The sequence below is a fragment of the Arthrobacter sp. QXT-31 genome, assembly GCF_001969265.1.
Classification (GTDB): Bacteria; Actinomycetota; Actinomycetes; order Actinomycetales; family Micrococcaceae; genus Arthrobacter.
This window is the reverse complement of sequence record NZ_CP019304.1, coordinates 4,879,763-4,903,160: the sequence shown is the minus strand read 5'-3', so window position 1 is coordinate 4,903,160 and position 23,398 is coordinate 4,879,763. Positions and strand designations below refer to the sequence as shown.

The 23,398-nt window shown below is 66.7% G+C and carries 21 protein-coding genes and 1 pseudogene; 9 read left to right on the top strand and 13 right to left on the bottom strand.

Annotated features, from left to right (window positions below):
• Positions 1-101 precede the first annotated feature (101 nt).
• Positions 102-2,243 carry a bifunctional polysaccharide deacetylase/glycosyltransferase family 2 protein gene (locus tag BWQ92_RS22390; protein WP_076803317.1) on the top strand — a complete coding sequence of 714 codons (2,142 nt, stop codon included), beginning with the start codon at positions 102-104 and terminating at the stop codon, positions 2,241-2,243.
• 111 nt (positions 2,244-2,354) lie between these two features.
• Positions 2,355-2,621 (top strand): DUF1876 domain-containing protein, encoded by a 267-nt coding sequence (locus BWQ92_RS22385; RefSeq protein ID WP_076803895.1) that lies wholly within the window; start codon positions 2,355-2,357, stop codon positions 2,619-2,621.
• A 139-nt stretch (positions 2,622-2,760) separates the two neighbouring features.
• Here BWQ92_RS22385 and BWQ92_RS22380 read toward each other — a convergent pair whose 3' ends face one another.
• The 9 genes and pseudogenes from BWQ92_RS22380 to BWQ92_RS22340 all read right to left on the bottom strand — a co-directional run bounded on the left by BWQ92_RS22380 (position 2,761) and on the right by BWQ92_RS22340 (position 12,462).
• Complete coding sequence (locus tag BWQ92_RS22380) at positions 2,761-3,942, bottom strand: cytochrome P450 (protein ID WP_076803316.1); 1,182 nt, start codon at positions 3,940-3,942, stop codon at positions 2,761-2,763.
• Entirely contained in the window at positions 3,939-4,616 is a 678-nt protein-coding gene (gene bioD, locus BWQ92_RS22375; RefSeq protein ID WP_076803315.1) for a dethiobiotin synthase, read from the bottom strand. Before bioD ends, BWQ92_RS22380 begins: the two co-directional genes overlap by 4 nt.
• Positions 4,613-5,770, bottom strand: a complete 1,158-nt coding sequence (locus BWQ92_RS22370) for an 8-amino-7-oxononanoate synthase (protein WP_076803894.1) — start codon at positions 5,768-5,770, stop codon at positions 4,613-4,615. The genes bioD and BWQ92_RS22370 overlap by 4 nt, the downstream gene beginning before the upstream one ends.
• 8 nt (positions 5,771-5,778) lie before the next feature.
• Positions 5,779-7,203 (bottom strand): adenosylmethionine--8-amino-7-oxononanoate transaminase, encoded by a 1,425-nt coding sequence (locus BWQ92_RS22365; RefSeq protein ID WP_076803314.1) that lies wholly within the window; start codon positions 7,201-7,203, stop codon positions 5,779-5,781.
• The gene (gene bsaP, locus BWQ92_RS22360) at positions 7,173-7,391 is read right to left on the bottom strand and encodes a biotin synthase auxiliary protein BsaP (RefSeq protein WP_076803313.1); all 219 of its coding nucleotides are present in this window, start codon (positions 7,389-7,391) and stop codon (positions 7,173-7,175) included. Before bsaP ends, BWQ92_RS22365 begins: the two co-directional genes overlap by 31 nt.
• Before the next feature lie 107 nt (positions 7,392-7,498).
• Entirely contained in the window at positions 7,499-8,548 is a 1,050-nt protein-coding gene (gene bioB, locus BWQ92_RS22355) for a biotin synthase BioB (protein ID WP_076803312.1), read from the bottom strand.
• Positions 8,549-8,741: 193 nt separating this feature from the next.
• Positions 8,742-10,143 (bottom strand): annotated as a pseudogene (locus tag BWQ92_RS22350) (aldehyde dehydrogenase family protein).
• A 10-nt stretch (positions 10,144-10,153) separates the two neighbouring features.
• Positions 10,154-10,957 carry a MoaF C-terminal domain-containing protein gene (locus BWQ92_RS22345; RefSeq protein WP_076803311.1) on the bottom strand — a complete coding sequence of 268 codons (804 nt, stop codon included), beginning with the start codon at positions 10,955-10,957 and terminating at the stop codon, positions 10,154-10,156.
• 65 nt (positions 10,958-11,022) lie between these two features.
• Positions 11,023-12,462 (bottom strand): APC family permease, encoded by a 1,440-nt coding sequence (locus BWQ92_RS22340; protein WP_076803310.1) that lies wholly within the window; start codon positions 12,460-12,462, stop codon positions 11,023-11,025.
• 214 nt (positions 12,463-12,676) lie between these two features.
• On the opposite strand from BWQ92_RS22340, the gene BWQ92_RS22335 reads away from it, so the two are divergent.
• Positions 12,677-13,270 (top strand): TetR/AcrR family transcriptional regulator, encoded by a 594-nt coding sequence (locus BWQ92_RS22335; RefSeq protein WP_076803309.1) that lies wholly within the window; start codon positions 12,677-12,679, stop codon positions 13,268-13,270.
• Positions 13,271-13,289: 19 nt separating this feature from the next.
• Here BWQ92_RS22335 and BWQ92_RS22330 read toward each other — a convergent pair whose 3' ends face one another.
• Positions 13,290-14,594 (bottom strand): flavin monoamine oxidase family protein, encoded by a 1,305-nt coding sequence (locus BWQ92_RS22330; protein WP_076803308.1) that lies wholly within the window; start codon positions 14,592-14,594, stop codon positions 13,290-13,292.
• 33 nt (positions 14,595-14,627) lie between these two features.
• Positions 14,628-14,981 carry a cupin domain-containing protein gene (locus BWQ92_RS22325; protein ID WP_076803307.1) on the bottom strand — a complete coding sequence of 118 codons (354 nt, stop codon included), beginning with the start codon at positions 14,979-14,981 and terminating at the stop codon, positions 14,628-14,630.
• Between the two features lie 115 nt (positions 14,982-15,096).
• Between BWQ92_RS22325 and BWQ92_RS22320 the strand changes: the two genes are divergently transcribed.
• The 5 genes from BWQ92_RS22320 to BWQ92_RS22300 all read left to right on the top strand — a co-directional run bounded on the left by BWQ92_RS22320 (position 15,097) and on the right by BWQ92_RS22300 (position 19,482).
• On the top strand, positions 15,097-15,681 hold the full coding sequence (locus tag BWQ92_RS22320; protein ID WP_076803306.1) for a TetR/AcrR family transcriptional regulator: 585 nt from the start codon (positions 15,097-15,099) through the stop codon (positions 15,679-15,681).
• Between the two features lie 18 nt (positions 15,682-15,699).
• Positions 15,700-16,275 (top strand): dihydrofolate reductase family protein, encoded by a 576-nt coding sequence (locus BWQ92_RS22315; RefSeq protein ID WP_076803305.1) that lies wholly within the window; start codon positions 15,700-15,702, stop codon positions 16,273-16,275.
• Positions 16,276-16,347: 72 nt separating this feature from the next.
• Complete coding sequence (locus tag BWQ92_RS22310) at positions 16,348-17,502, top strand: amidohydrolase family protein (RefSeq protein ID WP_076803304.1); 1,155 nt, start codon at positions 16,348-16,350, stop codon at positions 17,500-17,502.
• A gap of 53 nt (positions 17,503-17,555) precedes the next feature.
• Complete coding sequence (locus tag BWQ92_RS22305) at positions 17,556-18,902, top strand: glutamine synthetase (RefSeq protein ID WP_172804329.1); 1,347 nt, start codon at positions 17,556-17,558, stop codon at positions 18,900-18,902.
• A gap of 115 nt (positions 18,903-19,017) precedes the next feature.
• A complete protein-coding gene (locus BWQ92_RS22300; RefSeq protein ID WP_076803302.1) occupies positions 19,018-19,482 on the top strand; it encodes a phage tail protein in 465 nt (154 codons plus the stop codon).
• 84 nt (positions 19,483-19,566) lie between these two features.
• Here BWQ92_RS22300 and BWQ92_RS22295 read toward each other — a convergent pair whose 3' ends face one another.
• Positions 19,567-20,154 (bottom strand): HhH-GPD-type base excision DNA repair protein, encoded by a 588-nt coding sequence (locus BWQ92_RS22295; RefSeq protein ID WP_076803301.1) that lies wholly within the window; start codon positions 20,152-20,154, stop codon positions 19,567-19,569.
• Positions 20,155-20,221: 67 nt separating this feature from the next.
• Between BWQ92_RS22295 and BWQ92_RS22290 the strand changes: the two genes are divergently transcribed.
• Positions 20,222-21,160 (top strand): 5'-3' exonuclease, encoded by a 939-nt coding sequence (locus BWQ92_RS22290; RefSeq protein ID WP_172804328.1) that lies wholly within the window; start codon positions 20,222-20,224, stop codon positions 21,158-21,160.
• A 58-nt stretch (positions 21,161-21,218) separates the two neighbouring features.
• Here BWQ92_RS22290 and BWQ92_RS22285 read toward each other — a convergent pair whose 3' ends face one another.
• A complete protein-coding gene (locus tag BWQ92_RS22285; RefSeq protein WP_076803299.1) occupies positions 21,219-23,372 on the bottom strand; it encodes an amylo-alpha-1,6-glucosidase in 2,154 nt (717 codons plus the stop codon).
• Positions 23,373-23,398: the final 26 nt, after the last annotated feature.

Genomic DNA, 23,398 nt, shown 5'->3' with positions numbered 1-23,398 from the left:
GCACCCGCGGCTCAGGGCCAGGGCCAACAGACTTCGACCGAGCCCGGGAAATCCGACGCAGCTCCGGGGCAGACAGCCCGTCCGACTCCGCCCTCGCACCCGTGAGCCGGCACCGTCAACTAAGGGACGCCGCCGCGGTACGCGCGCACTGGCTGGTTCTTTCCGCCGTTCTCTTCGCCATTTCATTCGCTTTGGTGGTGCAGGGGTATATGCATCACCTCGGCGGCATCGGTGATGACTCCGTTCCGGTCTCCGGTTCAGCTGCCCGAGTGCCCGCCTCCGTTTCCAGCGGGGGACCGGTCATAGACGCCCGCGGCGGGAACGTCCGTACCGTGGCTCCGCAGGACCGCACGCTGGCGCTGACGTTCGACGACGGCCCGGACCCGGTTTGGACCCCGCAGATCCTCGATGTCCTGAAGAAGCACAAGGTGCAGGCCACGTTTTTCATGGTCGGCTCGGCAGCGGTCGAGAACCCGGACCTTGCCCGCCGCATTGTCGATGAAGGCCACGAGATCGGGGTCCATACCCTCACGCACGCTGACCTTGGCAGTTCACCGGACTGGCGCCGCCAACTGGAACTGCAGGGGGCCCAGCAGGTGATCATGGGCGTGACCGGGCAGGCAGCGTCTCTGCTGCGCCCGCCGTTCAGTTCCGGAAACACCGCCGTCAATGACTCGACCTGGTCCTCTATCCGTGCTGCTGCTGACGAGGGATATCTCACCGTCCTGAGCACGAAGGACAGTCAGGACTGGAAGCAGCCAGGGGCTGCGTCCATTGAGCGGAACCTTGCTCTCTCGGGAAACCGGGGCCAGGTGCTGCTCATGCACGACAGCGGCGGTGACCGCAGCCAGACTGTCACGGCACTGGATTCATTTCTCTCCCGGATGGACGCGCAGGGCTACCGGGTGACCACGGTCGGCAAAGCCATTGGCGTGTCCAGTACCCGGGAGGCCACACCCGTCGAACAAGCCAGCGGAACTGCCTTCGTCTGGGGCATCCGGCTCAGTGATTGGCTGGTGACCGCAATTTCGTGGGCGCTGGTGGCAAGCGGGGTTGTGACCTTCATCCGGGCCGTCCTCGTCATGGGCGCCGCAGTGCGGCACCGGCGCCAGGCACGGGGCAAGCAGGCGGCCAGCCGCGCCCCTGGTGGCACGGCAATCACGGAGCCCGTGACGGTCATCGTTCCGGCTTACAACGAAGCGGCAGGGATCGAGGCCGCCGTGCGGTCCATCGCCGCCTCGACCCATCCCGTGGAGATCATTGTCGTGGACGATGGCTCAACGGACGGCACCGCGGACATCGTTGAGGCCCTTGGACTCCCAGGCGTGACGCTCATCCGCAAGGAAAACGGCGGCAAGCCGTCGGCGCTTAATGCCGGGCTGCAGGCCGCTACCCACGACCTCGTTGTCATGGTGGACGGCGATACTGTTTTTGAGCCCGACTCCGTCCGGGCGCTCATTCAGCCGTTTGCCGATCCCAGGGTGGGCGCAATCTCGGGGAACACGAAAGTGGCCAACCGCGGCGGGATTCTCGGGGCATGGCAGCACATTGAATATGTGGTGGGCTTCAACCTGGACCGCCGCCTGTTCGACGTCGCCGAATGCATGCCTACCGTGCCGGGGGCCATCGGCGGCTTCCGCCGCGACGCGCTGCTCCGCGTCGGTGGCGTAAGCGATGACACCCTCGCCGAGGACACGGACCTGACCATGGCGCTCTGCCGCGACGGCTGGCGCGTCGTGTACCAGGACGACGCCCGGGCCTGGACCGAGGCTCCAGCGACGCTCGGCGCACTGTGGAAGCAGCGGTACCGCTGGTGCTACGGGACACTGCAGGCCATGTGGAAGCACCGCGGCGCGATCGTGCAGGGAGGACAGGCCGGCAAGCTCGGGCGCCGGGGACTTGGCTACCTCCTCGTGCTCCAGGTGCTTCTTCCGCTGTTCGCGCCGGTCGTGGACGTCTTCGCCCTCTACGGGCTGATCTTCCTCGACCCGGTGCGCATCGCCCTCCTGTGGCTGGTCTTCCTGGTGGTTCAGGTGCTGATGGCCGCCTACGCGTTCCGGCTCGACAAGGAACGCCTGGGCCCGCTGTGGACGCTCCCGCTCCAGCAGTTCGTCTACCGCCAGCTGATGTACCTGGTGGTCATCCAGTCGGTCGTCACGGCACTGGCAGGCGTGCACCTGCGCTGGCACCGCATGGAACGGTACGGGAGCCTGCGCGTCCCGCCGGCGGCCCGGAACAGCTGAGCGCGCCACCCCGCCACTACTGTGGAGCCACTTCCGCGAGCGAACTTTTCGACCCTTGACGGCCTGACCCGGGCTTGGCATCGTGGATTTTGGATGGAGGAGGCGACCAAAATGCAAGAGAAAAGCTGGTCGGTGAACATCGCCCTCGACGAACATGATGGCCAGACGCGGGCCACCGCGCGGCTGCAGGCCGGAGGCCGGCCCGCACTGGAAGGCGTCGGGATGGCCAGGCTGAATCCGGCAGATTCCGACGTCCCCGAGATTGGGGACGAACTGGCGACCGCCCGCGCGCTGGCTGACCTGGCGCATCAGCTGATCGAGGTCACTGCGGGCGACATAGAGAAGGCCACCCAGGCACCGGCGCACCTGCGCGCCTAGCCCCCGCCAGCGGCTGGGGGCAGGTTGGCGGCACAGCACCGCTACGGCTGGAGGCAGGGCTTTTTTGTGCCGGGCGCCGGACGGCTTACTGGCGCTCCAAGTCAGCCCGCCCAGCCGCGGACCAGCCGGCCGGTTCCCGTTAGCCCGGCCCGTTCGCCACGCTGACCGTGCGGGGTGCCTGGAAGGACAGGAACCGGATCCAGTCCGGCTCACGGTCCTGCAGTTGGACGGTGGGCAGCGCCGTTGCGACCTCTTGGAGCATGACGGCGGCCTCCAGTTCGGAGAGCTTTGCGCCGAGGCAGCGGTGGATGCCCGAACCGAAGACGAGGCCGGTTGATGCGCCGCGTGCAGAGTCCCGGAGCGGCGGCGTATCAGGTCCCGCGCCCGCGGTGATCCGGTTGCCGGACAGCTCAAGGAGTATCTCGGTTCCGGCCGGGATGAGGTGACCGCCGAGTCGCGCATCGTGCGCCGCGACGCGCCGCCAGGTGGGAACGGACGATTCAGTGGCGAGCACATGCCGCACCGCTGCCCGGGCGCCCTCATCCGTGCCGGCTTCCTTCCAGCCCACCGGCCCGGTTCGCTCCAGCAGCCTGAACATGATGGTGCTGATCAGTTGCGTGGTGGTTTCCTGTCCGGCGATCAGCAGGAAGTAGCCAAGCGAACACAGCTCTGTCCTGGACAGGCCATGGGCGGACAATGATTTGAACAGATTGCGCCCGGGCGCCGCCATGGACTGGCCGACTAGCCGGCGCAACCATACGTAGAACTCAGCCGCGCTCCGGGCCAGCTCCAGCTGCCGGTCCGCGTCGGGCCAGCCCCAGAACAGCTCCATGGAGTCCAGCCCCCACCGCTTGAGGTCCTCAAGGTCCCGCGCGGGCAGCCCGAGGAGTTCAAGCATCACGACGGCGGGCGGAAACGCCGCCACCGTCTGCACCAGGTCCGTCAAGCCGGCCTCGGCGAGTTGCTCCCCGGCTTGCGCCGCAGCCTCCCGGGCCAGTTCCCGGATGCGCGGCTCCATGGCGGCGACGGTCGCAGGAGTAAAGAAGCCCGCCACCACCTTGCGGATGCCGCCGTGCGTGCCGGTGTCGTTGCTGGCCAGTACCGGAGGCAACGCAAAGCCCACGCGCTGCAGCACGCGCAACGCCGGCCCCTCCAGCGGTGTCACCGCCACCAGCGCGTTGGCCGGGCTGAAGTCGGCAGGCCGGTGCAGGACATCCCGGACAGACTCCGGATCACGGACCACGAGGTATGGGCACGCGGACGCGTCGGGAGCTTCAGCCCCGGCCATTGGCGCCAGAGCTCCGCCGGGCAGCGGCATCATGCCGGCACTCCGTTCAGCCAGGCCGCTGCGCCTGCACGGAAATCAGCGGGTGACAGCGCGGCGGCCTGCTCCGGAAGGGCACCAAGCAGCGGAACCCGCAGGGAACCGAGGGCCCGCCGGTTGCTGTGGTGGACGGCGCCGGGGCTGACGGGCCAGCTTCCCAGTACGACGCCGAGCACGTCCAGTCCGCGGGTGGACAGCGCCTCGAGCGTGAGGGCCGTGTGGTTCAACGTGCCGAGGCCGGGCCGGGCGACAATCACAAAGACTGCGCGCAGCAGCGCTCCGAGGTCCGCCAGCGTGCCGCCGTCGGAGTCCAGCTCCACAAGGAGACCGCCGGCGCCCTCCACCAGGACGTGGTCGTGCCTTGCCGCGAGATCACGGATCCGCTCTGCATGCGCAGTCACCGCGGGCAGCCGTGTCCCGTCGATGGCGGCAGCCGCGACTGGCGCCATTGGCTCCTGGAGGACGACCCCGGCCTCAGCGGTTATGGCGCCGGCGAGCCGGACAACCTCCGCGGCGTCGGAGTCGCCGTCGGCGGCGCCCGACTGGCATGGCTTGTAAACCGCCACGCTGCGGCCCATGCCGCTGAGGACGGCGGCGAGTGCCGCCGTCGTGATGGTTTTTCCGACGCCGGTGTCCGTTCCGGTGACCAGAACGACGGGGGACAGGCTCATGGAAGTTCCTCCAGGATGCCGCGCAGCACTGCGCAGCTGTCTTCGATTTCTTCGGACGTGAGGGTGGCACGGGCGGTGAGCCGCAGCCGCGGGATCCCGTCCGGAACCGACGGCGGCCGGAAGCAGCCCACCCGGACGCCCTGCCTGCGTGCGGACTCGGCGGCGGCCAGGGCAGCTTCCGCGGAGGGCATGGGGAGCGACTGCACGGCGCCGGCGGTCCGGTCAGGGGTGGCGCCGAGCCTCGCAAGGGCGGGGGCAAGCCCGGCGGCCAGCGCAGCCGCGTTGCCCCGGACGGAGCCCGCCCGCCACGGTTCATCCCTGATGATCCGCACCGCCGCGAGGGCTGCCGCGCCGGCGGCCGGTGCCAGGCCTGTGTCGAAGATGAAACTGCGGGCCCTGTTGAGGAGGTGCTCGCGCAGCAACGGTGTCCCCAGGACGGCACCGCCCTGGCTGCCGAGCGCCTTGGACAGCGTGGCGGTCACGATCACATTCGGATGCCCGGCAAGGGCGGTTCCGGCCACCGAGCCCCGGCCCTGGAAGACTCCGCTGCCGGTGACGCCGAGGCTGTGGGCCTCGTCGATGAGGAGCATGGCGTCATGCTGCCCGGCCAGGGCGAGCAGGCCGGCGAGGGGTGCCTCGTCGCCGAGGACGCTGTAGACGGATTCGACGGCGATCAGCGCCCGCGGTTCGCTACGGCCGGCGAGCAGGCGGCCGGCTTCCTCGACGCTGTTGTGGGTGAACGATTCGGTGCGGGACCGGCTGAGCCGGAAGCCGTCGATCATCGAGGCGTGGCAGTGTTCGTCCGCCACGATCAGGGTCCCGGGGCCGCCCAGTGCCGTGATCACACCGATGTTGGCCAGATAGCCGGAGGAGAAGACCAGCGCCGTCTCCATCCCCGCCAGCGCGGCCAGCTCCTGCTCGAGGTCCAGGTGCAGCTGCGTGGTTCCGGCGACCAGGCGCGAGGAGGTGGCCCCCGCGCCCCACTGTGAAGCCGCCTCAGCCGCTGCCCCGGCAACCCGCGGGTCCGTTGCAAGGCCCAGATAGTCATTGCTGGCCAGGTCGATGAACTGTTCATGCGCGGCGCGCGCGAGCGGGCGGCGGACCTGGCCGCGGCGTTCCCTGACGGCGGCCTGGCGCTCAAGCCACTGGGTCATCGAGGCGCTCATGAGCTGCTTCCGGAGCGGGCCGGAACCCGTTCGTGGACCTGCGTTTCGTGGACCCGCATTTTGAGGACCCGGGCTTCATGAACCTCGGCCACCGCCGCCACCATCCCGGCGGTGACTTGTGCAATATCGGCCCGGGTGCTGATGTACGGCGGCATCGTGTAGACGAGGTTCCGGAACGGGCGTACCCAGACGCCGTGCCGGATGGCTGCGGCGGTGACAGCGGTGACGTCGACGGCGTCGTGCAGCTCGATGACCCCGACGGCGCCGAGGGTGCGGACATCCCGCACAGCTTCCAGTTCCAGGGCGGGAGCGAGCCCGGACGCCAGCCCGGCGCCGATCCGGGCCACATCGTCCCGCCACCGGCCGGCCTCAAGAATGCCGAGGCTGGCATTGGCCACGGCACACGCCAGCGGATTGCCCATGAACGTGGGGCCATGCAGCAGGGCACCGGCCTGGCCGCCGGACACGGCTGCGGCCACCGCGGCCGTGCAGAGCATGGCCGCGAGGGTCAGGTAGCCGCCGGTCAGGGCCTTGCCCACGCACATGATGTCAGGCACGACGCCGGCATGATCGGCCGCGAACAGCTCGCCGGTGCGGCCAAAGCCCGTCGCGATCTCATCGAATATGAGCAGCAGCCCGTGCCGGTCCGCCACTTCCCGGAGCAGGGCCAGGCATTCGGCCGGGTAGGCGTGCATGCCGCCCGCGCCCTGCAGCACCGGTTCGACGACGATCGCGGCCAGTTCCGCGGAGTGCTTGGCCGCGAGGTCCGCCACGCCGGCTGCCCACGCCTTTACCGTTTCCGGTGTTGCCGACGCCGCCGCCGGCGGGCGCGGCGCAAAAATGTTGCCGGCCAGCAGTCCCGGGAAGGCCGAGTGCATGCCGTCCACCGGATCGCAGACCCCCATGGCCGCGAAGGTATCGCCGTGGTAGCCCCCGCGGAGGCTGAGGAACCGCTGCCGCCGGGGCCGCCCGACCGCGGTCTGGTACTGCACCGCCAGCTTGAGCGCCACCTCGACGGAGACCGAGCCCGAGTCCGCCAGGAAGACCCGCTCCAACCCTGGCCGGCCGGGGGCGGCAGGGGCCATGGCCGCCAGCCTCTCGGCCAGTTCCACGGCCGGGGCATGGGTGAGGCCACCGAACATCACGTGGCTGAACTTCGCCAGCTGCGCGGCGGCAGCGGCGTCCAGGGCCGGGTGGCGGTAGCCGTGGATCACCGACCACCACGAGGACATTGCGTCGATCACCTCATGGCGGCTGCCGTCTTCACCCCGGAGCCGCAGCCGCACGCCGTCGGCCGCCTCCACCTCCCACAGCGGAAGGTCCGGGGACGCCGGAGCGTAGGGGTGCCACAACCGTGCACGGTCCCGCCGGATGAGGTCCCTCTCCTGCCTCACGGGACCAGCACCCCGTGCCGGGAACATTCGGCGGACCAGCCCAGCGGCGTGACCTGGACCTTCATCCGGCGCCTGCAGCCGGTGCAGTAGCGGGGCGGTTCCATGGCGAGCCGTTCGCCGCACTGGAGGTGGGCGTCCGACGGCGGCCCGCCGCCGCCGTCGTACGGCTCACCGCAGTGCCCGCAAAAGACCGGGCCGGCGAAACCTGGGGCCACGACCGCAGGGTTCCCTGGCCGTGGGCCCACGCCGGCGAGGGCCCCGGCCTGAGCTTGCGAAGGCTGGGAGCCGGTGGGGCCTTGCGAGGTTAGGGGGCGGTTGGGGATCACAGCGTCTTCTGGAGTTCCTTGATGGGCATGTTCAGCTCGACCAGCAGGTTCAGGTCGGCTGTCGCCGGGCGCCCCAACGTGGTGAGGTAGTTGCCGACGATCACGGCATTGATGCCGCCGAGGAGGCCGTCGCGCGTGCCGAGGTCGCCGAGGGTGAGTTCGCGGCCGCCGGCGTAGCGCAGGACGGTGCGGGGCATGGCCAAGCGGAACGCGGCGATGGCGCGCAGGGCATCCTTGCCGTCCATGATGCCCTGGTTTTCCAGCGGCGTGCCGGGCCGGGGGTTGAGGAAGTTCAGCGGAACCTCGTGCGGTTCCAGGGCTGCGAGCTGGGCGGCGAGTTCGGCGCGCTGTTCAAGGCTTTCGCCCATGCCGATCAGCGCGCCGCAGCACAGTTCCATGCCGGCTGCCTTGACCATGTTGCAGGTGTCCAGCCGCTCTTCATAGGTGTGGGTCGTGACGACTTCCGGGAAGTAGCTGCGGGCCGTCTCCAGGTTGTGGTTGTAGCGGTGCACGCCCCATTCGGCCAGCTGGTCCACCTGGCGCTGGGTCAGCATCCCCAGCGAGCAGGCAATGTTGATCTCGACCTCTTCGTTGATGCGGTCGATCGCGAACTTGATCTGGTTCATGAGCTTGATGTCGGGGCCGCGGACGGCGGCGACGATGCAGAACTCGGTGGCGCCGGTGGCGGCGGTTTCCTTCGCGGCCTTGACCAGTTCGGGGATGTCCAGCCAGACGCCACGGACGGGGGAGTCGAACAGTCCGGACTGGCTGCAGAAGTGGCAGTCCTCCGGGCAGCCGCCGGTCTTGATGGAGATGATGCCCTCCACCTCGACGTCCTCCCCGCAGTGCCTGAGCCGTACCTCGTGGGCCAGTTGCAGGGCCGCGGGAAGGGCCTCATCCGGAAGGCGCAGCACCTCCTCGAGCTGTGATTGGGTGAGCCCGATGCCCTCCTCGAGGACCTGCTGCCGGGCGGTTTCCAGGATGGGGAAGGTGCCCGGGATGGTCGCGTGGCTTGTGGTCTCGCCCGCGTTTGCCTGAATCGTCATTGATGGGTCCTTTGCGTGTGATGGCTGCGGATATTCCTCCGAACCGACGCTAATTCCCTACCGGGGGCAAGATTTTGTGGGGTCCCAACAAGGGGGCCGGCGGGACATTGGCCGGGTCCCTACATAGGGGGCACCGAACGGGGGGAGCCGCCGTCGCGGGTGGCGAGGGCGGCTCCTGTGTTGCGCTGTGGGGTCAGCCGTTGATGACCTGGGGGATGCCGAGGTGTTTGAGGCCTTCGACGCCGAATTCGAGGCCGTAGCCGGATTGTTTGGCTCCGCCGAAGGGGACGCGGGGGTCGACGGCGCCGTGTTTGTTGATCCAGACGGTGCCGGCCTGGATGCGGGCGGCGACTTCGCGGGCGGCGGGGAGGTTGGGGGACCAGACGGAGGCGCCGAGTCCGACGTCGAGGGCGTTGGCCATCTCCACCGCTTCGTCAATGGTGCTGTAGCGGATGATGGGCAGGGCCGGGCCGAACTGTTCTTCGGTGACGAGGGGGTTGGTGTTGTCGATGTCGGTCACGAGGGTGGTGGGGTAGAAGTAGCCGGGCTGGCCCGGGTCGGGGTTGCCGCCGGTCAGGATCCGGGCGCCGGAGTCCTTGGCGGCTTGGACGAGGTTGGCGACGATGTCGTACTGGGCCTTGTTCTGCAGGGGGCCGAGGACGTTGTTCTCGTCCAGGCCCACACCCATGGGCATGGTTGGCGACGTGGGTGAGTTCTTCGCAGACGGCGTCGTAGATGGTGTCGTGGACGTAGAGGCGCTTGAGTGCGGCGCAGGTCTGGCCGGTGTTGAGGAAGGCGCCCCAGAACAGGTCGGTGGCGATGGTTTTGGGGTCGGCGTCGGGCAGGACGATGCCGGCGTCGTTGCCGCCCAGTTCCAGGGTGAGGCGTTTGACGGTATCGGCGGAGGAGCGGATGATCGCTTTGCCGCCGGCGGTGGAGCCGGTGAACATGATTTTGCCGACGGCGGGGTGTTCGGCGAGGCGGGCGCCGACTTCGCGGTCTCCGGAGATGACGTGCAGGACGCCGTCGGGGAGTTCTTCGTTGAGGACCTTGATCAGGGCCAGGACGGAGAGCGGGGTCATTTTGGAGGGTTTGACGACGGCGGTGTTGCCCATCCGCAGGGCGGGGGCGATCTGCCAGATGGTGATCATCATGGGCCAGTTCCACGGGCCGATCGCGCCGACGACGCCGATGGGCTTGTAGTGGAGTTCGGCGTAGGTTTCGCCGTCGTCGACGACGACTTCGGGGGTGAGATCGGTGGCGGCGGTGGCGCGGAGCCAGGCGGCGCAGGCGCCGACTTCGAAGCGGGCGTTGGGGCCGTTGAGGGGTTTGCCCTGCTCGCGGGAGAGGAGCTGGGCGAGTTCCTCGGCGGAGCGTTCGACGGCGTCGGCTGCCTTGAGCAGCGCGGCGGAGCGGGCGTCGTGGCCCAGTGCGGGCTGGGCGGCGGCCGCTGCCGCTACCGCGGTTTCGAGGTCTTCGATGGTGTGGACCGGTGCCTCGCCGACCACGCCGCCGGTAGCGGGGTCGAAGATGGTCCGGCTCTCCTGGCCGGGACCGGCGGTGACGGACGCGAGGAGGGCATCGTAGGTTTCCAAGAGGTACTCCTTAGTGCTTGTGGTTGTCGCGCGGGTACTCGGTGCTGTTAAGGACCGTGAGCCGGGAATTGAAGGGCAGCACAACGGGCTCGGCCGCTGGTTCGTCCCAGCCGAACATCCGTCCAATTGAGCGTTGCTCCCTTAGGTCGATGAGCAGGACCGCCTCAACTGTCATGACCTTTTCGGTCCAGAAGAACAGGTAGAGGTCGTCGCCGACGTCGAACGTCATGCAGCGGTCCGTGTCGGCGAGGCCGGCCTCACCCCCGCGCAGGCAGTGCCACGTGAAGGTGCCCGCGTTCAGGTAAATGTGTTCGTACGTTTCAACGTCGCTGTAGCGGTAGTAGATACGCTTGCCCACCAGCCCCGTGGAACGCGCGTGAAGTGCCGTTGAGCCCTCCGCGTTTCCGTGGCTGAATCTGGTGGTGCTGCGGATCTTGCCCCCTTCCCCGATGAAGGAACTGACGGCTGTTGTGACGGCGCCGGTGTTGCTGTCGAGGACGATGGTGACATTTTCGGCCCGGTGCCCTTCACCCGCGACGAAGTCGATGATGAAGATCCCGGGACGTGCCTCAATGGCCTTGTACCTGGCTGCGCCGGCCTCTTCCCCCTCGCGGCCTGCAGCGGTCCACGTCAGGGAATGTGCATCATGGAAGCTGTATACGGTTGTCTGGGCTCCGTCAGCGGGCAGGCGCAGTACCTTTCCGGTCAGGGCCGCGGATGCGGGCAGGGTTTGGTCTCCGAATCCGTCGAGCATGGTGGACACGGAGGGCCACTCGTTTTCGGGTACAAAATCCTGAATGTCGGTTGTGGTCATGGTATTCCTTTGGCTGATGGCGATTCTGGCTGAATTGGCTGGTTAATGCGGCGGGATTACTGGCGTCAGACGATCTCGGAGGCATAGTCGATTGACGGTTTCCGGGCGCCGCGGGCTATTCCTGCAATGAGGACGAGTGGGATGCCCAGGAGGAGCCAGCGGGCAACACCGCCGGCGCCGCCGAGGAGGGCATCGTAGTTGTCCAGGGTCAGGTACCCGATGACGATGAATGAAACGAAGGACAGAACGGGCGCAATGACGGTCACCCACAGGTTGTCGCGCATCTTCTGCTTGGCGAAGAAGACGATGATCGCGGCAGATGTCAGCAGGAGGATGCTGATGAAACCGGCGGTCCCGAGGGCGACGAACCAAGCGAAGACGGTGGTGATGGGGTCGGCCCCCGTGATCAGGAAAGCGCTGATGATGGCCAGGACCACGATGCCGTTGATGAACCCTGCGAAGGTCGGTGCCCCGGTCCTGGAGACTGATGCCAGTTTTGCCGGCAGCGTTCCGGCGCGTCCGAGGGCGAAGAGGTACCGGGCAAACATGTTGGCCAGCCCCAGCATCATGGCGATGAAGCTGGTGACGACGAGGATCTGCATCGCGAGGCTGAGCCAGGAACCGGCACTGGTTTGGGCGAGGTCGAAGATCATGCCCGCCGGGTCAGCCGCGGCTTCGTTCTGGACCCGGTCGATGCCGATCGCTCCGCTGATGGCCCACGTTGAGACCAGGTAGAAGAAGCCGACGAAGGCGATGACCAGATAGGCCGCGCGCGGAATCGTCTTTCGCGGGTTCACGGCCTCCTCGGCGAAAACCACTGTGGCTTCGAAGCTTGTGAAGCAGGCAAAGGCAAACAGCAGCGAGATGCCGAGCCCTGGCCCCACGATGCTTTCGCTCGTGAACCCGTCGAAAGTGAAGATTCCGAAGCCGTTCTGGGCGACAAGGGAGACGACAAGTGCGGCCACCACAAGGGTTTCGCCCATGATCAGTACGCCCAGCACTTTCAGGCTGGCATCCACCCCCTTCATGGTCAGGGCAGTGGCCAGCGACAGCACGACGACGATCCAGAAGAATGCTTGCAGGCCCAGCCCCGTCAAATTCTCAACGAGTTGCTGGGCGAACACGCCGAACTGCGACCAGAGCCCCACCTGCAGGCTGACGTAGGTCAGGATGGCGATTCCCGCGCCACCGGTGGCCCACTTCGTGCCAAGCCCCCTGGCAATGTAGGCGACGAATCCGCCGGCGTTGGTGATGCTGTGGCTCATCCTGAGATACCCCACGGAAAACAGGGCAACGAGCAGTGCCGCGATGACGTAGATGACAGGGGTTCCCGGTCCGCTGGCCGCGAAAAGGACCGGGCTGGCCCCGACGACGGCCGCCATCGGGGCGGCAGCAGCGATGGCAAAGAAGGCCACCGCCATGACACCCAGCTTGTTCGGCCGGAGGCGGGCAGTGCTGACAGTGGTTTCCTCGTTGGCGGGGATCTGTCCGGTTTGTTGATTCATGATGTGGCTCTTTCGCCAGGGCAGGGACACAGAAAGTCATGCCTCGTGAATACGTATGTGTTCCGGTTGGCGCGCACCCCCTCGTGCGCGTCTCCCGGTGGAAGTGATGGTGATGAGCGGCACGTGAGCCGTATCACGAAGAAAACTATACAAGTGTTTAGTTTGGAGCGTCAAGGCTCCCGGAACGGCCTTCTGCCGGGGCTAGAATCGGGTTATGAGCCTGGAGTCCCAACGGTTGCCTTACGGTGATGGCCGCGACGCCCTGCTGGCCGCCGTCGTCGACGTTGTTGCGGAGAAGGGCCTGCGGGGCGTTACCTACCGTTCTGTTGCCGGGCGGGCGGGGGTGAACCACACGCTGATCACGCACCACTTCGGTTCGATCGAAGGTTTGCTGGCAGCCACACTTGAGTGGGCCGTGCAGCGGTCCATTGATGAGACCGGGCTTGCGCGAGTGGCCGATTTCGATGAGCGGTTCGCTGACGCCCTCCTGGACACGGTGTCCGCCGAGCCGGAGCTGCAGCTATTCCAGTTCGAGATGCTTCTTGAGGCGCGGCGGAAGCCGGAGCTCAGGGCACTTCTGGACCGTCTTTACGACAACTACATCTCCACTGTTGAAGCGGCCCTCCGCGCCCGTTCGCTCGATATGGATGAGGAACTTTCCCGAGCTATTTTTGCCGCGCTCGACGGACTGATGCTGCAATTCCTCACCTTCGGGAATCCTGCAAAGATCCGGGCCGCCGTCATTCAGGTCGGAAGGCTCCTTGAACGCTCGGCCACGGCCAGCGGCGCGAACGCCGCCGGCCCTTAGTGGCTGCTTAAGGCGGCGGCTAACTGCGCGCGTTCACGATGCTCCGGGCTGCTTCCAGCCCGCTTTCAATGGCGCCGTCGATGAAGCCGCCCCAGCCGTTGGCGTAGTCCGAACCTGCGAACAGGAGGCTGCCGCGCGGCTGCTGGAAGCTGCCCAGGGACTCCGTCAGGAAACCCGGCCGGTGCATCGGCCACGTCTCGCCTGAGAGCGGGTCACTGGTCCAGTCGTGGCTCGCGGTGTCCAGGACTTCGAGGTCCGGCGCGAGCAGGTCGAGGGCGGCCTGGACCTGCCGAAGATCGGTGGCGTCAAGGCGGGAGGTGTCGGGTCCGAAGGCGACGAGGATGGTGCTGCCGTCCTGGCCGTACTCAGCCTGGGCGAAGTTCAGCGGCCACTCCGCGGCGCCGAGGGCAACGAACGGTTTGACCTCCCCCTTGACGGTGATCCAGACCTTGATGCCCTTGGAGACCTGGCCCTCGCCGATACCCCTCTGTGCGGCGGCGGGCAGGGGAGGGTCGAATGCGGTGGCGCCCATCGCTCCGAGGGGAAGCGTGCAGATGACATGGCCGGCGTGGAATTCCTCGCCGTCGCTGGAGATGACGGCGGTGGTCCCCTCGGTGGACTTGACGGTCGAGACAGTCTTCCCGAGGCGAACGTCTGTTCCGGCCGCGATGGCGTTGATCAGCTTCCTGGTGCCTCCTTCGATCTTGAAAGTGGCGCAGGCTTCGAAGTTGACCATCCAGTCGCCGTTGGTGAGTGCCACCCAGCGCAGGGCCTGGGTGAAGGCGGCGTCGTCGATGGGGCCATTGAAGTTCAGGGACCAGAAGGATTCCAGGATGTCCCTGGAGTAATCCGTGATCTGCAGGCCTGCGATTTTCTTGGGCAGGGAGACGCCGTCGATCTCCTGGATCCGGGGGCTGGCCAGCGGCGCGAACGGTTCGGGGAAGTATTCACGGGATTGTTCCACGAGCTGGCGGTTTGGCCCGTCGATTTCGTTCAGCAGCTGGTCGGGTGTGCCCGTGTGCCGGGCGCCGTCCGCCCACCAGTAGGCCATTTCCGGGATCGGACTTTGAACGGTGCCGATCCCGTAGCGCTTCATTTCCGCCCAGACGTAGGGCTGGGTCCAGTGGACCCACGTGCCGCCCATTTCCAGCGGACGGCCAAGCCTGTCATCAAGCCAGGTCCGGCCGCCGATCCGGTCCCGGGCCTCAAGAACGATTACGGACAAACCAGTCTGCCGCAATTCACGGGCCGCGGTCAGGCCGGCGAATCCGGCGCCAATAATGACGACGTCGGTCTGCCCGGCGTTGGGGGTGGTGTCACTCACGATGCATCCTTCTGCGTTCAGGTTTTCGGCGTGTCAGGAATAGACGAAGAACTCGGTGGTGTCCTCGACGACGGTCCAGCGTGTCTGCGCACCCCTGTTGAAGGAAGCGGCCGAACCTGGTGTGAGGTCGAAGCTGTCACCGCCCTCGACCTCGATGTGCAGGTGCCCTTCGATGATGTGGATGGTTTCGTCGGCCTCGATGAGCAGGTCGAACGGTTCCGGGGCTTCTTCCGTGGTGACGTGCCAGAAGCCGGCGGACAGTGCGGGACGGCCTCCCTCTCCGGGCCGCCGCACCCACTGGACCTGGCCCAGGGCGAACGGCTCGTATTTCTGCGGGTCATGGGCGTCGTGGACGGTGAATTCGACGGCGTTCGTGGACGTGGGCATGGATCCTCCTCGGCTGGGGCAACTATGCATATGCTTAGTTGTGTGATGCCTCACAGCTAAGCATCTGCTGAGGTTTGAAGTCAATACCGCGTCCCCGGCGGCTACAATCGGTGGCATGAGCGGGCAGAGACGCAGCGGATACGGCACAGGGCGGGAAGCCTTGCTGGCTGCGACCGTGCATGTGGTGGCGCGAAAGGGGCTGCGTGGCCTGACGTTCCGCGCAGTTGCTGAACAGGCCGGCGTCAACAACACGCTGGTGGTGCACCACTTCGGCAAGCGGGATGCCCTCATTGAGGCCGCACTCGAATGGTCCGTGCAGCAGTCGATCGGGCTGTCACGGCTGGAAGCGCTGCCTGCAACCGAGGACGAGTTCTGCCGGAGCATCCTGTCGCTGATCGAGGACAATCCCGACATCCAGATCTTCCAGTACGAAATGATCCTGGAATCGCGGCGGCGCCCCGAACTGGCAGGACCGGTACAGCATCTCTACGACAGCTACATCCAGGCGCTCTCCGACGGCCTGGAGCGGATCGGCTTCGGCGGGCAGGAGGGTGCTGCCCAGGCTGCCTTCGCCGCGTTGGACGGCCTGGTCCTGCAGCTCCTGGCCGGGGCCAACACCAAAGGCGTGGAGGCAGCCATCCGCTACCTTTGGGCCGCTTTGGGGGGACGCGTCAACAACCCGGCGGTCAACGCCGGCTGATATCGGACGGAGTACCGCATGCGCGTTCTGGTCGTGAACCACGTCAGCCTCGACGGCGTCCTGCAGGGGCCGGGCCGCCCCGATGAAGACACCCGTGATGGCTTCCGGCATGGCGGCTGGGCCCTGGAAGCCAACGACCCGGCAATGATGCCGGCCATGGGCGAGCGGATGGGCAAGGACTTCTCCTGGCTGTTCGGCCGCCGCAGCTACGACGACATGCTCACGTACTGGAACCACGCCGGCGGCCCGTTCAAGGACGGCCTCAACGGGACACGGAAGTACGTCGCGTCCTCCAACCCCGAGACCGACCTGCCATGGCCAAACTCCACGCTCCTGAGCGGGGACGTCCCGGCCCGGGTCGCTGCGCTGCGCGAACAGCCCGGGGGCAACCTCGTGGTCATGGGCAGCGGCCAGCTGGTCCGCTCTTTGCTCCCGCACGGCCTCGTCGACGAACTGTTCCTGATGATCCACCCGGTGCTGCTCGGCTCGGGCCGCCGGTTGTTCGGGCCTGAGGATGAACTGCACCGGCTGCGGCTGGTTGAGTCCATCCCCACCGCGACCGGGGTGCTGATGGTGACATACCGGCCGGCCTGACGGCTTTCCTCCCCGTGGCATCGGTCCCATACTCGATCTAAGGGTGGCCCGACACGAACAGCTGGCAGGATCATGACCGACACGAGCAGCCGCAGGGTTGACCTGCCCCTGATCGATCACCACAGCCACGGTGTGGTTGACGCCGAACTGAACGACGACGAGTTCAGGAGCCTGGCCACAGAATCCGACTGGCCGGCGCCGGAGGGCACGGACAGCCTCGAATCACCCTTCGGGCTGGCGGTGCGCCGTTGCTGCGCACCGGTCCTCGGGCTCGAGCCGCTGGCACCGATGGACGAATATCTCGCCCAACGCAGGAACATCGGGGCCGCGGAAGCAAACCGGCTGCTGCTCGGCAGTACGGGGACATCGGACTATCTCCTCGAGACAGGCATACCGGATGCCCGGCTGCTGGACCCCGCCGCCATGGCTGCCTGTGCCGGTGCCGGGGTTCACGAGATCGTCCGGATCGAGCGCGTAGCCGAACTCCTGGCGGCCGAATCCACGGCAGCGGGCTTCGTTGCGAAGTTCCCGGAGGCGCTGGCTGCCCGAGCCAGGGAGGCAGCGGGGCTGAAATCCATTCTTGCCTACCGTCATGGCTTCGACATCCCCGCGGAACCGCCCTCCGGCCGTGAGGTGCTTCAAGCCGCTGATACGTGGTTCTTCAACGCGGAGAAGACCGGAACCTTCAGGGTCACTGACCCCGTCCTGCTGCGGTTCGGGCTCTGGGCCGGGATCGGGACGGGCCTTCCCATCCAGCTCCACACGGGCTACGGCGACGGGGATGTTGAGCTCTTCCGGGCTGATCCGTCCCGGCTCACTCCGCTCTTCCGCGCCACCAGGACGTTGGGCATCGACTTCATGCTCCTGCACTGCTATCCCTTCATCAGGGAAGCCGGGATCTTGGCCCAGGTCTTCCCGCACGTCTACCTCGATGTGGGCCTGGTCTCGCATTACCTCGGTCCCAGTGCCGGCAGGGCCATCCGCCAGGCGATGGAAATCGCACCCTTCAGCAAGATCCTTTACTCATCAGATGCGTACGGCCTTGGCGAGCACTACGCCGTGAGTGCCGCCAACTGGCGAACCGCCGTGGCGTCCGTGATGGACGAATGGGTTGCATCCGGGTGGGCAACAGCGAACGACGCCGACAACATCGCCAGCATGCTTGCCTCGGAAAATGCCAGGCGTGTCTACAAGCTGAACCCCGAAGGCCCAATGCCGATCGCATAAACAGTGCCGAGTGCGTGACCAATGCCGGGCGTGAACAAACGAAAGGAAATGCTGTGACTTCGAATCCAAAGGCGGACATGGATCTGCAGCATGTAAGAGCACTTGTCATTTCCTGTCTGGACAATGCGGGCGTTTCACGGGTCAAAGTTCTCCCGGGCCCCAAAGTAGAGGGCGCCTTCACCAATGGCTGCGGCGTCTCGGTCAGTGTCGGAGTCCTGCTGGCTGCTGACGACCACGTCACCCGGTCATCGCAGATCGATCCGATCGTCGGCGACCTGCGCGGCATGCCGGACCGCTCAGCCGTTGCCGTCGTCGACAAGGCAAGCGGCCTTGCCTGGGCGCCCGCCGACCTGGTGGACCTGCACGGTGTCCCTTATCCGACCTGCCCGCGCACAGCACTCAAGCGTGTTGCTGCAGAATGGGCAGCAGCCGGACTGGAGGCTTCGGTCGGCTTCGAGCTGGAATTCACGGTATTCAGCGGCAGCCCGGAAGCACCGGTTCTGGCGCACGGCGGCCCCGGCTATGGAGCGGCCGCATTCCTTCAGCTGGAAGCATGGAACCTGGAGGTGCTCACGGCGCTGGTGGACGCCGGCGTTCCGGTTGAACAGATTCACCCCGAGTATGGCCAGGGCCAGATCGAAATCGCCCTGGCCGCGCGAAACCCGGTCCAGGCCGTGGATGACTACCTTCTGGCCCGATTCATCGTCTCCCGGGTTTCCCGCCGGCACGGACTGCAGGTTTCCTACTCGCCCATTGCGGATTCCCGAACGGCCACCAACGGATGCCACATACATTTCTCCGCCCGGAACACGGACGGCAACCTCTTCAGCGATGCTGCGGCCGCCACGCGGATGGGCCCTGCAGGCGGGAGCATGATCGCGGGCGTCCTCGGGAAGCTGGCCGAAAGCGTGGCATTGCTGGGCGGAAGCGCGCTGAGCTTGGCCCGGCTTCGGCCGCAACAATGGGCGGGCAGTTTCATCTGCTGGGGTACGGGCAACCGGGAGGCTGCCATCCGTTTCGTGCCGGGACTGAAGGGCTACGAGGACCAGCAATCGAACGTTGAAGTGAAATGCTGTGACGGTTCCGCCAACCAGTACCTTGCAGTGGCAGCGATTCTGGCGGCGGCATTGGACGGGTTCAAACGACAGCTCAAACTGCCGGCCGAGGTCACCGTGGACCCCGGAACCTTGAACGAGGCCGAGCGGGAGCGCCTGGACATCCGGGCGTTTGCTCCGGACATGTTCACGGCCTTGGATGATCTGGAGGGCAGCAGTCTCCTCCGCACAGCATTGGGGCATGAACTTCTGGAGGCTTATGTGGCAGTGCGGCGCGGCGAAGCCGAGAGGTTCGCCAAGCTTGACCGTGACGCCGTGATCGACGCGCTGCGCTGGCGGTATTAGCGCTGGTTGTATTTGTGGTGATCAATCAGGAATCGAGAAGCCCGTCCGCCACCCTGCACGTAGGGTTTGGAGTGCGATCAGTCATCATGTGAAGAACCAGGCACCAGGAGGGCGCATGCCATACACCGTAGACTTCCAGAACGTATCCACCGTGGGTCTGGAGCCGTCCCCGGTGGCGGAAACCCTGGCCGGACTGCGCGCCAACGAGGCGCGCTACTACATGAACAAGTACGGCCACGTCTTCACCGTCCAGCCGGCAGGCGACGCACCGGACACCCTTGAGTGGGTGAACCGCATCCTCGCCGAGGAGCGCAACATCGTCATCTCATCCCGTCCGCTGGAGGTGACGTCCTTCGAGGTGGACGGGTTCCGGATGGCCTACGTGTTCTACGAATCCGGGCTTTCCATCAACGTGATGTACGGCCTTGAGGAGGGAAGCAAGCGGGCAGTGGGATTCAAGCTCTCAGAGGGCATGGAAGTCCCCGAGGAACTGGCATCAAACTTCAAGTTCGCGCGCCAGAAGTCGAAGCTGGCCGGGGTGATCCGCGGCTCCTACTTCGTGATCAAGGGCGAGTACTGAGGTGGCGAGTACTTAATAGGCGAGTGTCAGGCAGCCAAGCACCCGGCAGTCCAAGGCAACCGCCCGCCGTCGTACTTCGAATCACTAACCCGCGGCGGGCGCCTTGGCGGCCTTAGCGGCGGCCTTGGCAGCCTGCTTGCTGGCGCGCACCTTGGTCAGCGACTCGGGGTCCACGATGTCCGCAACAGAGAGGTACGAACCCTCCTCGCCGTAATGGCCGGCGGCCTCGCGCCAGCCCGGCGCCTGGAGCCCGCACTGCTTGCCGAGCAGCGCCAGGAAAATCCTGGCCTTCTGATCACCGAACCCCGGCAGGGCCTTCAGCCGGCGGAGCACTTCCTTGCCATCCGGCTCATCCCGGGTCCAGATGGCGGTCGTTTCGCCATCCCAGTCGCTCTGCACAGCCTCGGCGAGCGCCTGGACGCGGGCGGCCATGGAGCCGGGGAAGCGGTGCACTGCCGGGCGTTCCTTGAAGACTTCAACGAAGCCTGCCGGGTCATATTCGGCGACGGCGGCCGGACTGATGGAGCCGATGCGCGTACGGATTTTCTCGGGGCCGGCAAACGCGGACTCCATGGTCACCTGCTGGTCCAGCAGCATGCCGGTGAGCAGGGCGAAGGCGTCATCGCTGAGCAGTTTGTCGGCGGCGTCGTCGCCGGTGATGTGCAATTCCATGGGCCCATCCTCCCACTTTCGCCCCGTGTTACGGGCACGGTGCGGTGAATCCGTGTCAGGATCAGTCATGGTCAACCGCCTGATGCTGCTCGACACCGCCTCCCTGTACTTCCGTGCCTTCTACGGGCTGCCGGACACCATCCGCCGCGCTGACGGCACCCCGGTCAATGCCGTGCGCGGCCTGCTCGACATGATCGCGCGGCTCACCACCGACTACGGCGCCACGCATCTGGTGGCGTGCTGGGACGACGACTGGCGTCCGCAGTGGCGGGTGGACCTCATTCCGACCTACAAGTCGCACCGGGTGGCGGAAGCAGTGGCCGGCGCGGCTGATGTGGAGGTGGTGCCGGACGGGCTGGAGGCGCAGCTCCCGCTGATCCGCCACGTCCTGGATCTCGCCGGCATTGCCGTTGTGGGCGCACCCGAACATGAGGCCGACGACGTCGTGGGCACCTACGCCAGCCACGCGGACCTTCCCGTGGACGTGGTGACGGGGGATCGGGACCTCTTCCAGCTGGTCGACGACGCCCGGCAGGTCCGCGTGATCTACACCGCCCGCGGCATGAAGAACCTTGAGATCATGACTGACGCCGCGGTCGTCGGGAAGTACCGGGTGCTGCCCCAGCAGTATGCCGACTACGCAACCCTCCGCGGTGACGCCTCGGACGGGCTGCCGGGCGTCGCCGGCATCGGCGAGAAGACCGCCGCCGCCCTGCTCCTGGAACACGGCACCCTCGAGGGGCTGCTCGCGGCGGCGGCGGATCCGGCAGGCGGCGTGTCTGCCTCGGTGCGGTCCAAGCTTGCGGCCGCCGCCGGCTACCTCAAGGTGGCTCCCGACGTCGTCAATGTTGTGCGCAACCTGGAACTGCCCTCCCTTGAGGAGGCGGGCGCCGAACTGCAGCCGGTAGCCGGCGAGGCACGTGCGGAACTCGAGCAGCTCACCGCTGATTGGAACCTTGGCGGTTCGGTCCGGCGGCTCCTGGAGGCGCTGGACCGCCGCCCCTAGCCCGCCGCACCCGAAGAACAGCTCCCGAAGAACGGCTCCCAAGGAACGACGGCGGCCCCTACTTTCCCAGCCCGGCCTCCGCCATCAGCTCCGTCAGCCAGGGCCGGTGCTCGCGGTGGAAGGTCAGTCCTTCCGGGAGTCCCAGCACGGAGGGTTCGGAATCCGTGACCTTGATGGTGATCCGGCCGCCGCCCATGGGGGCGTTCGTAATATGCAGGTCTCCGTAGGATTCCGGCAGGACCGGGTCCATCCACACGCCGCCTCGGGACACGTGCGCGTCGTACCGCATGAGGCTGGTCACCAGCATGATCGGTGTGGTGGCCGCCCACGCCTGCGGGGAGCACGCCGTCGGATACGGCACCGGCTCCGTGACCTGGTCCCGGCTGAAGCCGCAGAACAGTTCCGGGAGCCGGCCGTCCGTGTAATCGGCTGCCTCCAGCAGGGCGGTGGAGATCCGCTGCGCCTCCTCCACGAAGCCGTAGCGCAGCAGGCCAACGGCGATGATGGCATTGTCGTGCGGCCAGACCGAGCCGTTGTGGTAGCTGGCGGGATTATAGGCGCCCATGTCGGTGCCCAGCGTCCGGACGCCCCAGCCGCTGAACATCTCCGGCGACATCAGGCGCTCGGCCACCAGCGGCAGCTTGTCGTCATCCACAATGCCGTGCCACAGGCACTGCCCCATGTTGGACGTGCACGCGTCAACGGGCCGCTTGTCCCGGTCGAGCGCCACAGCGTAGTAGCCGCGGTCGGGCAGCCAGAACTGTTCGTTGAATTTCTTCTTCAGCTGCGCCGCTTCCTCCGTAAGCTTTGCCGCCAAAGCTGCGTCGCCGGCGTCGTACGCCATCCACGCCCGGGACATAAACGCCGAGTACACCAGGGCCTGGACTTCGCAGAGCGCGATCGGCGGCTTCGCCAGCGTCCCGTCGGCAAAGTTGATGCCGTCCCACGAGTCCTTCCAGCCCTGGTTGATCAGGCCCTGGTCGTTGAGTCGCTCATACTCGACGAATCCGTCGCCGTCCTTGTCGCCGTAGTTCCGCACCCAGTCCAGCGCCCGGTCTGCGTGGGGCAGCAGCGCGGCGATGGTGTCCCGGCCGAATCCCCAGCGGCTGACCGAACCGAGCGCCATGACGAACTGCGGGGTGGCGTCGACGCTCCCGTAGTACGCGGACTTGCCGCCCAGCGCCAGCCCGCTGGAGACACCCAGCCTGACCTCGTGCAGGATCTTCCCGGGCTCCTCCTCGCTCATGGGGTCCACCACTTTGCCCTGCCGGTCGGCCAGCGTCTGCAGGGTGCCCAGCGCCAGGGAGGGATCCACCGGCAGCGCCATTTCCGACGCCCACAACGAGTCCCGGCCAAACAGCGTCATGAACCAGGGCGCCCCCGCAGCCACGACAATCCGCTCGGGATGCGCCGGGTCCTCGATCCGGAGCGCGCCCAGGTCATCATAGCTGCGGCGCAAGGTCCTTTCTATGGAGCGGTTGCCCATGTGCAGCTTGGGAATTTTGGCCACCCATTCCTGCCGGCGGCGGTCGCTCGATGACACCTCGCCGACCGGGCGGACCAAGGACGACGGCGGGACCCCGCCGCCGTCGGCGGCAGGCGCCACGCTTACCCGCGAGCTCCATTCGCCGCGGGCAGGGACCACTGTCCGGTAAGTGACGGAATCTGAGGTGACCTCGGCGCCGCGGGCATCAACGACGACGCCCTTCACCAGATTCTGCCAACTGGCCCTGATCACCAGGGAGTCGCCCTCGGGCTGGCGGGACTCCTCCCAGCGCCGCTGGACACGTGCTTCCTTCACCTCGAAAAGGTCCGCGAAATCAGATTCAACGGTGAGGGAAACGACGCATTCGGTGGCCTCCGCGGAGTAGTTCCGGATGGTGATCTCCTCGAGGATGCCGGCGCCCACCTCCCGCAGCCGTTCGACGATCAGGGGGCTGTCCGCGTACCCATCGGAGCGGGGGACACGGCCGATGAACAGTGCCCGGTAAGGCTCCTTGGTCTCCGCCGTCAGCGGCTCCAGGGGCTGGCCGTTCACGGACAGGTTCCAGCGGGACAGGATCCGGGTGTCCTCATGAAAGACCCCGTGCGGATGCTCCGGATGGATATCCCCGTTCGCCAAGGAAATGCAGAAGGACGAGCCTTCCACCAGGGTGACCGTGCCCGTTCCTACAGGGCCGGCAGCCGTATCAGCATTCCAGCCAGCAGCCATTCCCGCCTCCTTCGACGGCTCAAGAA

Coding starts and splice junctions, on each gene's coding strand:
- BWQ92_RS22290 (WP_172804328.1), top strand. CDS start 20,222: ATGGTCAACCGCCTGATGCTGCTCGACACCGCCTCCCTGTACTTCCGT.
- bioD (WP_076803315.1), bottom strand. CDS start 4,616: ATGAGCCTGTCCCCCGTCGTTCTGGTCACCGGAACGGACACCGGCGTC.
- BWQ92_RS22380 (WP_076803316.1), bottom strand. CDS start 3,942: ATGATGCCGCTGCCCGGCGGAGCTCTGGCGCCAATGGCCGGGGCTGAA.
- BWQ92_RS22320 (WP_076803306.1), top strand. CDS start 15,097: ATGAGCGGGCAGAGACGCAGCGGATACGGCACAGGGCGGGAAGCCTTG.
- BWQ92_RS22300 (WP_076803302.1), top strand. CDS start 19,018: ATGCCATACACCGTAGACTTCCAGAACGTATCCACCGTGGGTCTGGAG.
- BWQ92_RS22295 (WP_076803301.1), bottom strand. CDS start 20,154: ATGGAATTGCACATCACCGGCGACGACGCCGCCGACAAACTGCTCAGC.
- BWQ92_RS22385 (WP_076803895.1), top strand. CDS start 2,355: ATGCAAGAGAAAAGCTGGTCGGTGAACATCGCCCTCGACGAACATGAT.
- bioB (WP_076803312.1), bottom strand. CDS start 8,548: ATGACGATTCAGGCAAACGCGGGCGAGACCACAAGCCACGCGACCATC.
- BWQ92_RS22315 (WP_076803305.1), top strand. CDS start 15,700: ATGCGCGTTCTGGTCGTGAACCACGTCAGCCTCGACGGCGTCCTGCAG.
- BWQ92_RS22325 (WP_076803307.1), bottom strand. CDS start 14,981: ATGCCCACGTCCACGAACGCCGTCGAATTCACCGTCCACGACGCCCAT.
- BWQ92_RS22340 (WP_076803310.1), bottom strand. CDS start 12,462: ATGAATCAACAAACCGGACAGATCCCCGCCAACGAGGAAACCACTGTC.
- BWQ92_RS22285 (WP_076803299.1), bottom strand. CDS start 23,372: ATGGCTGCTGGCTGGAATGCTGATACGGCTGCCGGCCCTGTAGGAACG.
- BWQ92_RS22310 (WP_076803304.1), top strand. CDS start 16,348: ATGACCGACACGAGCAGCCGCAGGGTTGACCTGCCCCTGATCGATCAC.
- BWQ92_RS22370 (WP_076803894.1), bottom strand. CDS start 5,770: ATGACCCAGTGGCTTGAGCGCCAGGCCGCCGTCAGGGAACGCCGCGGC.
- BWQ92_RS22335 (WP_076803309.1), top strand. CDS start 12,677: ATGAGCCTGGAGTCCCAACGGTTGCCTTACGGTGATGGCCGCGACGCC.
- BWQ92_RS22345 (WP_076803311.1), bottom strand. CDS start 10,957: ATGACCACAACCGACATTCAGGATTTTGTACCCGAAAACGAGTGGCCC.
- BWQ92_RS22365 (WP_076803314.1), bottom strand. CDS start 7,203: ATGTTCCCGGCACGGGGTGCTGGTCCCGTGAGGCAGGAGAGGGACCTC.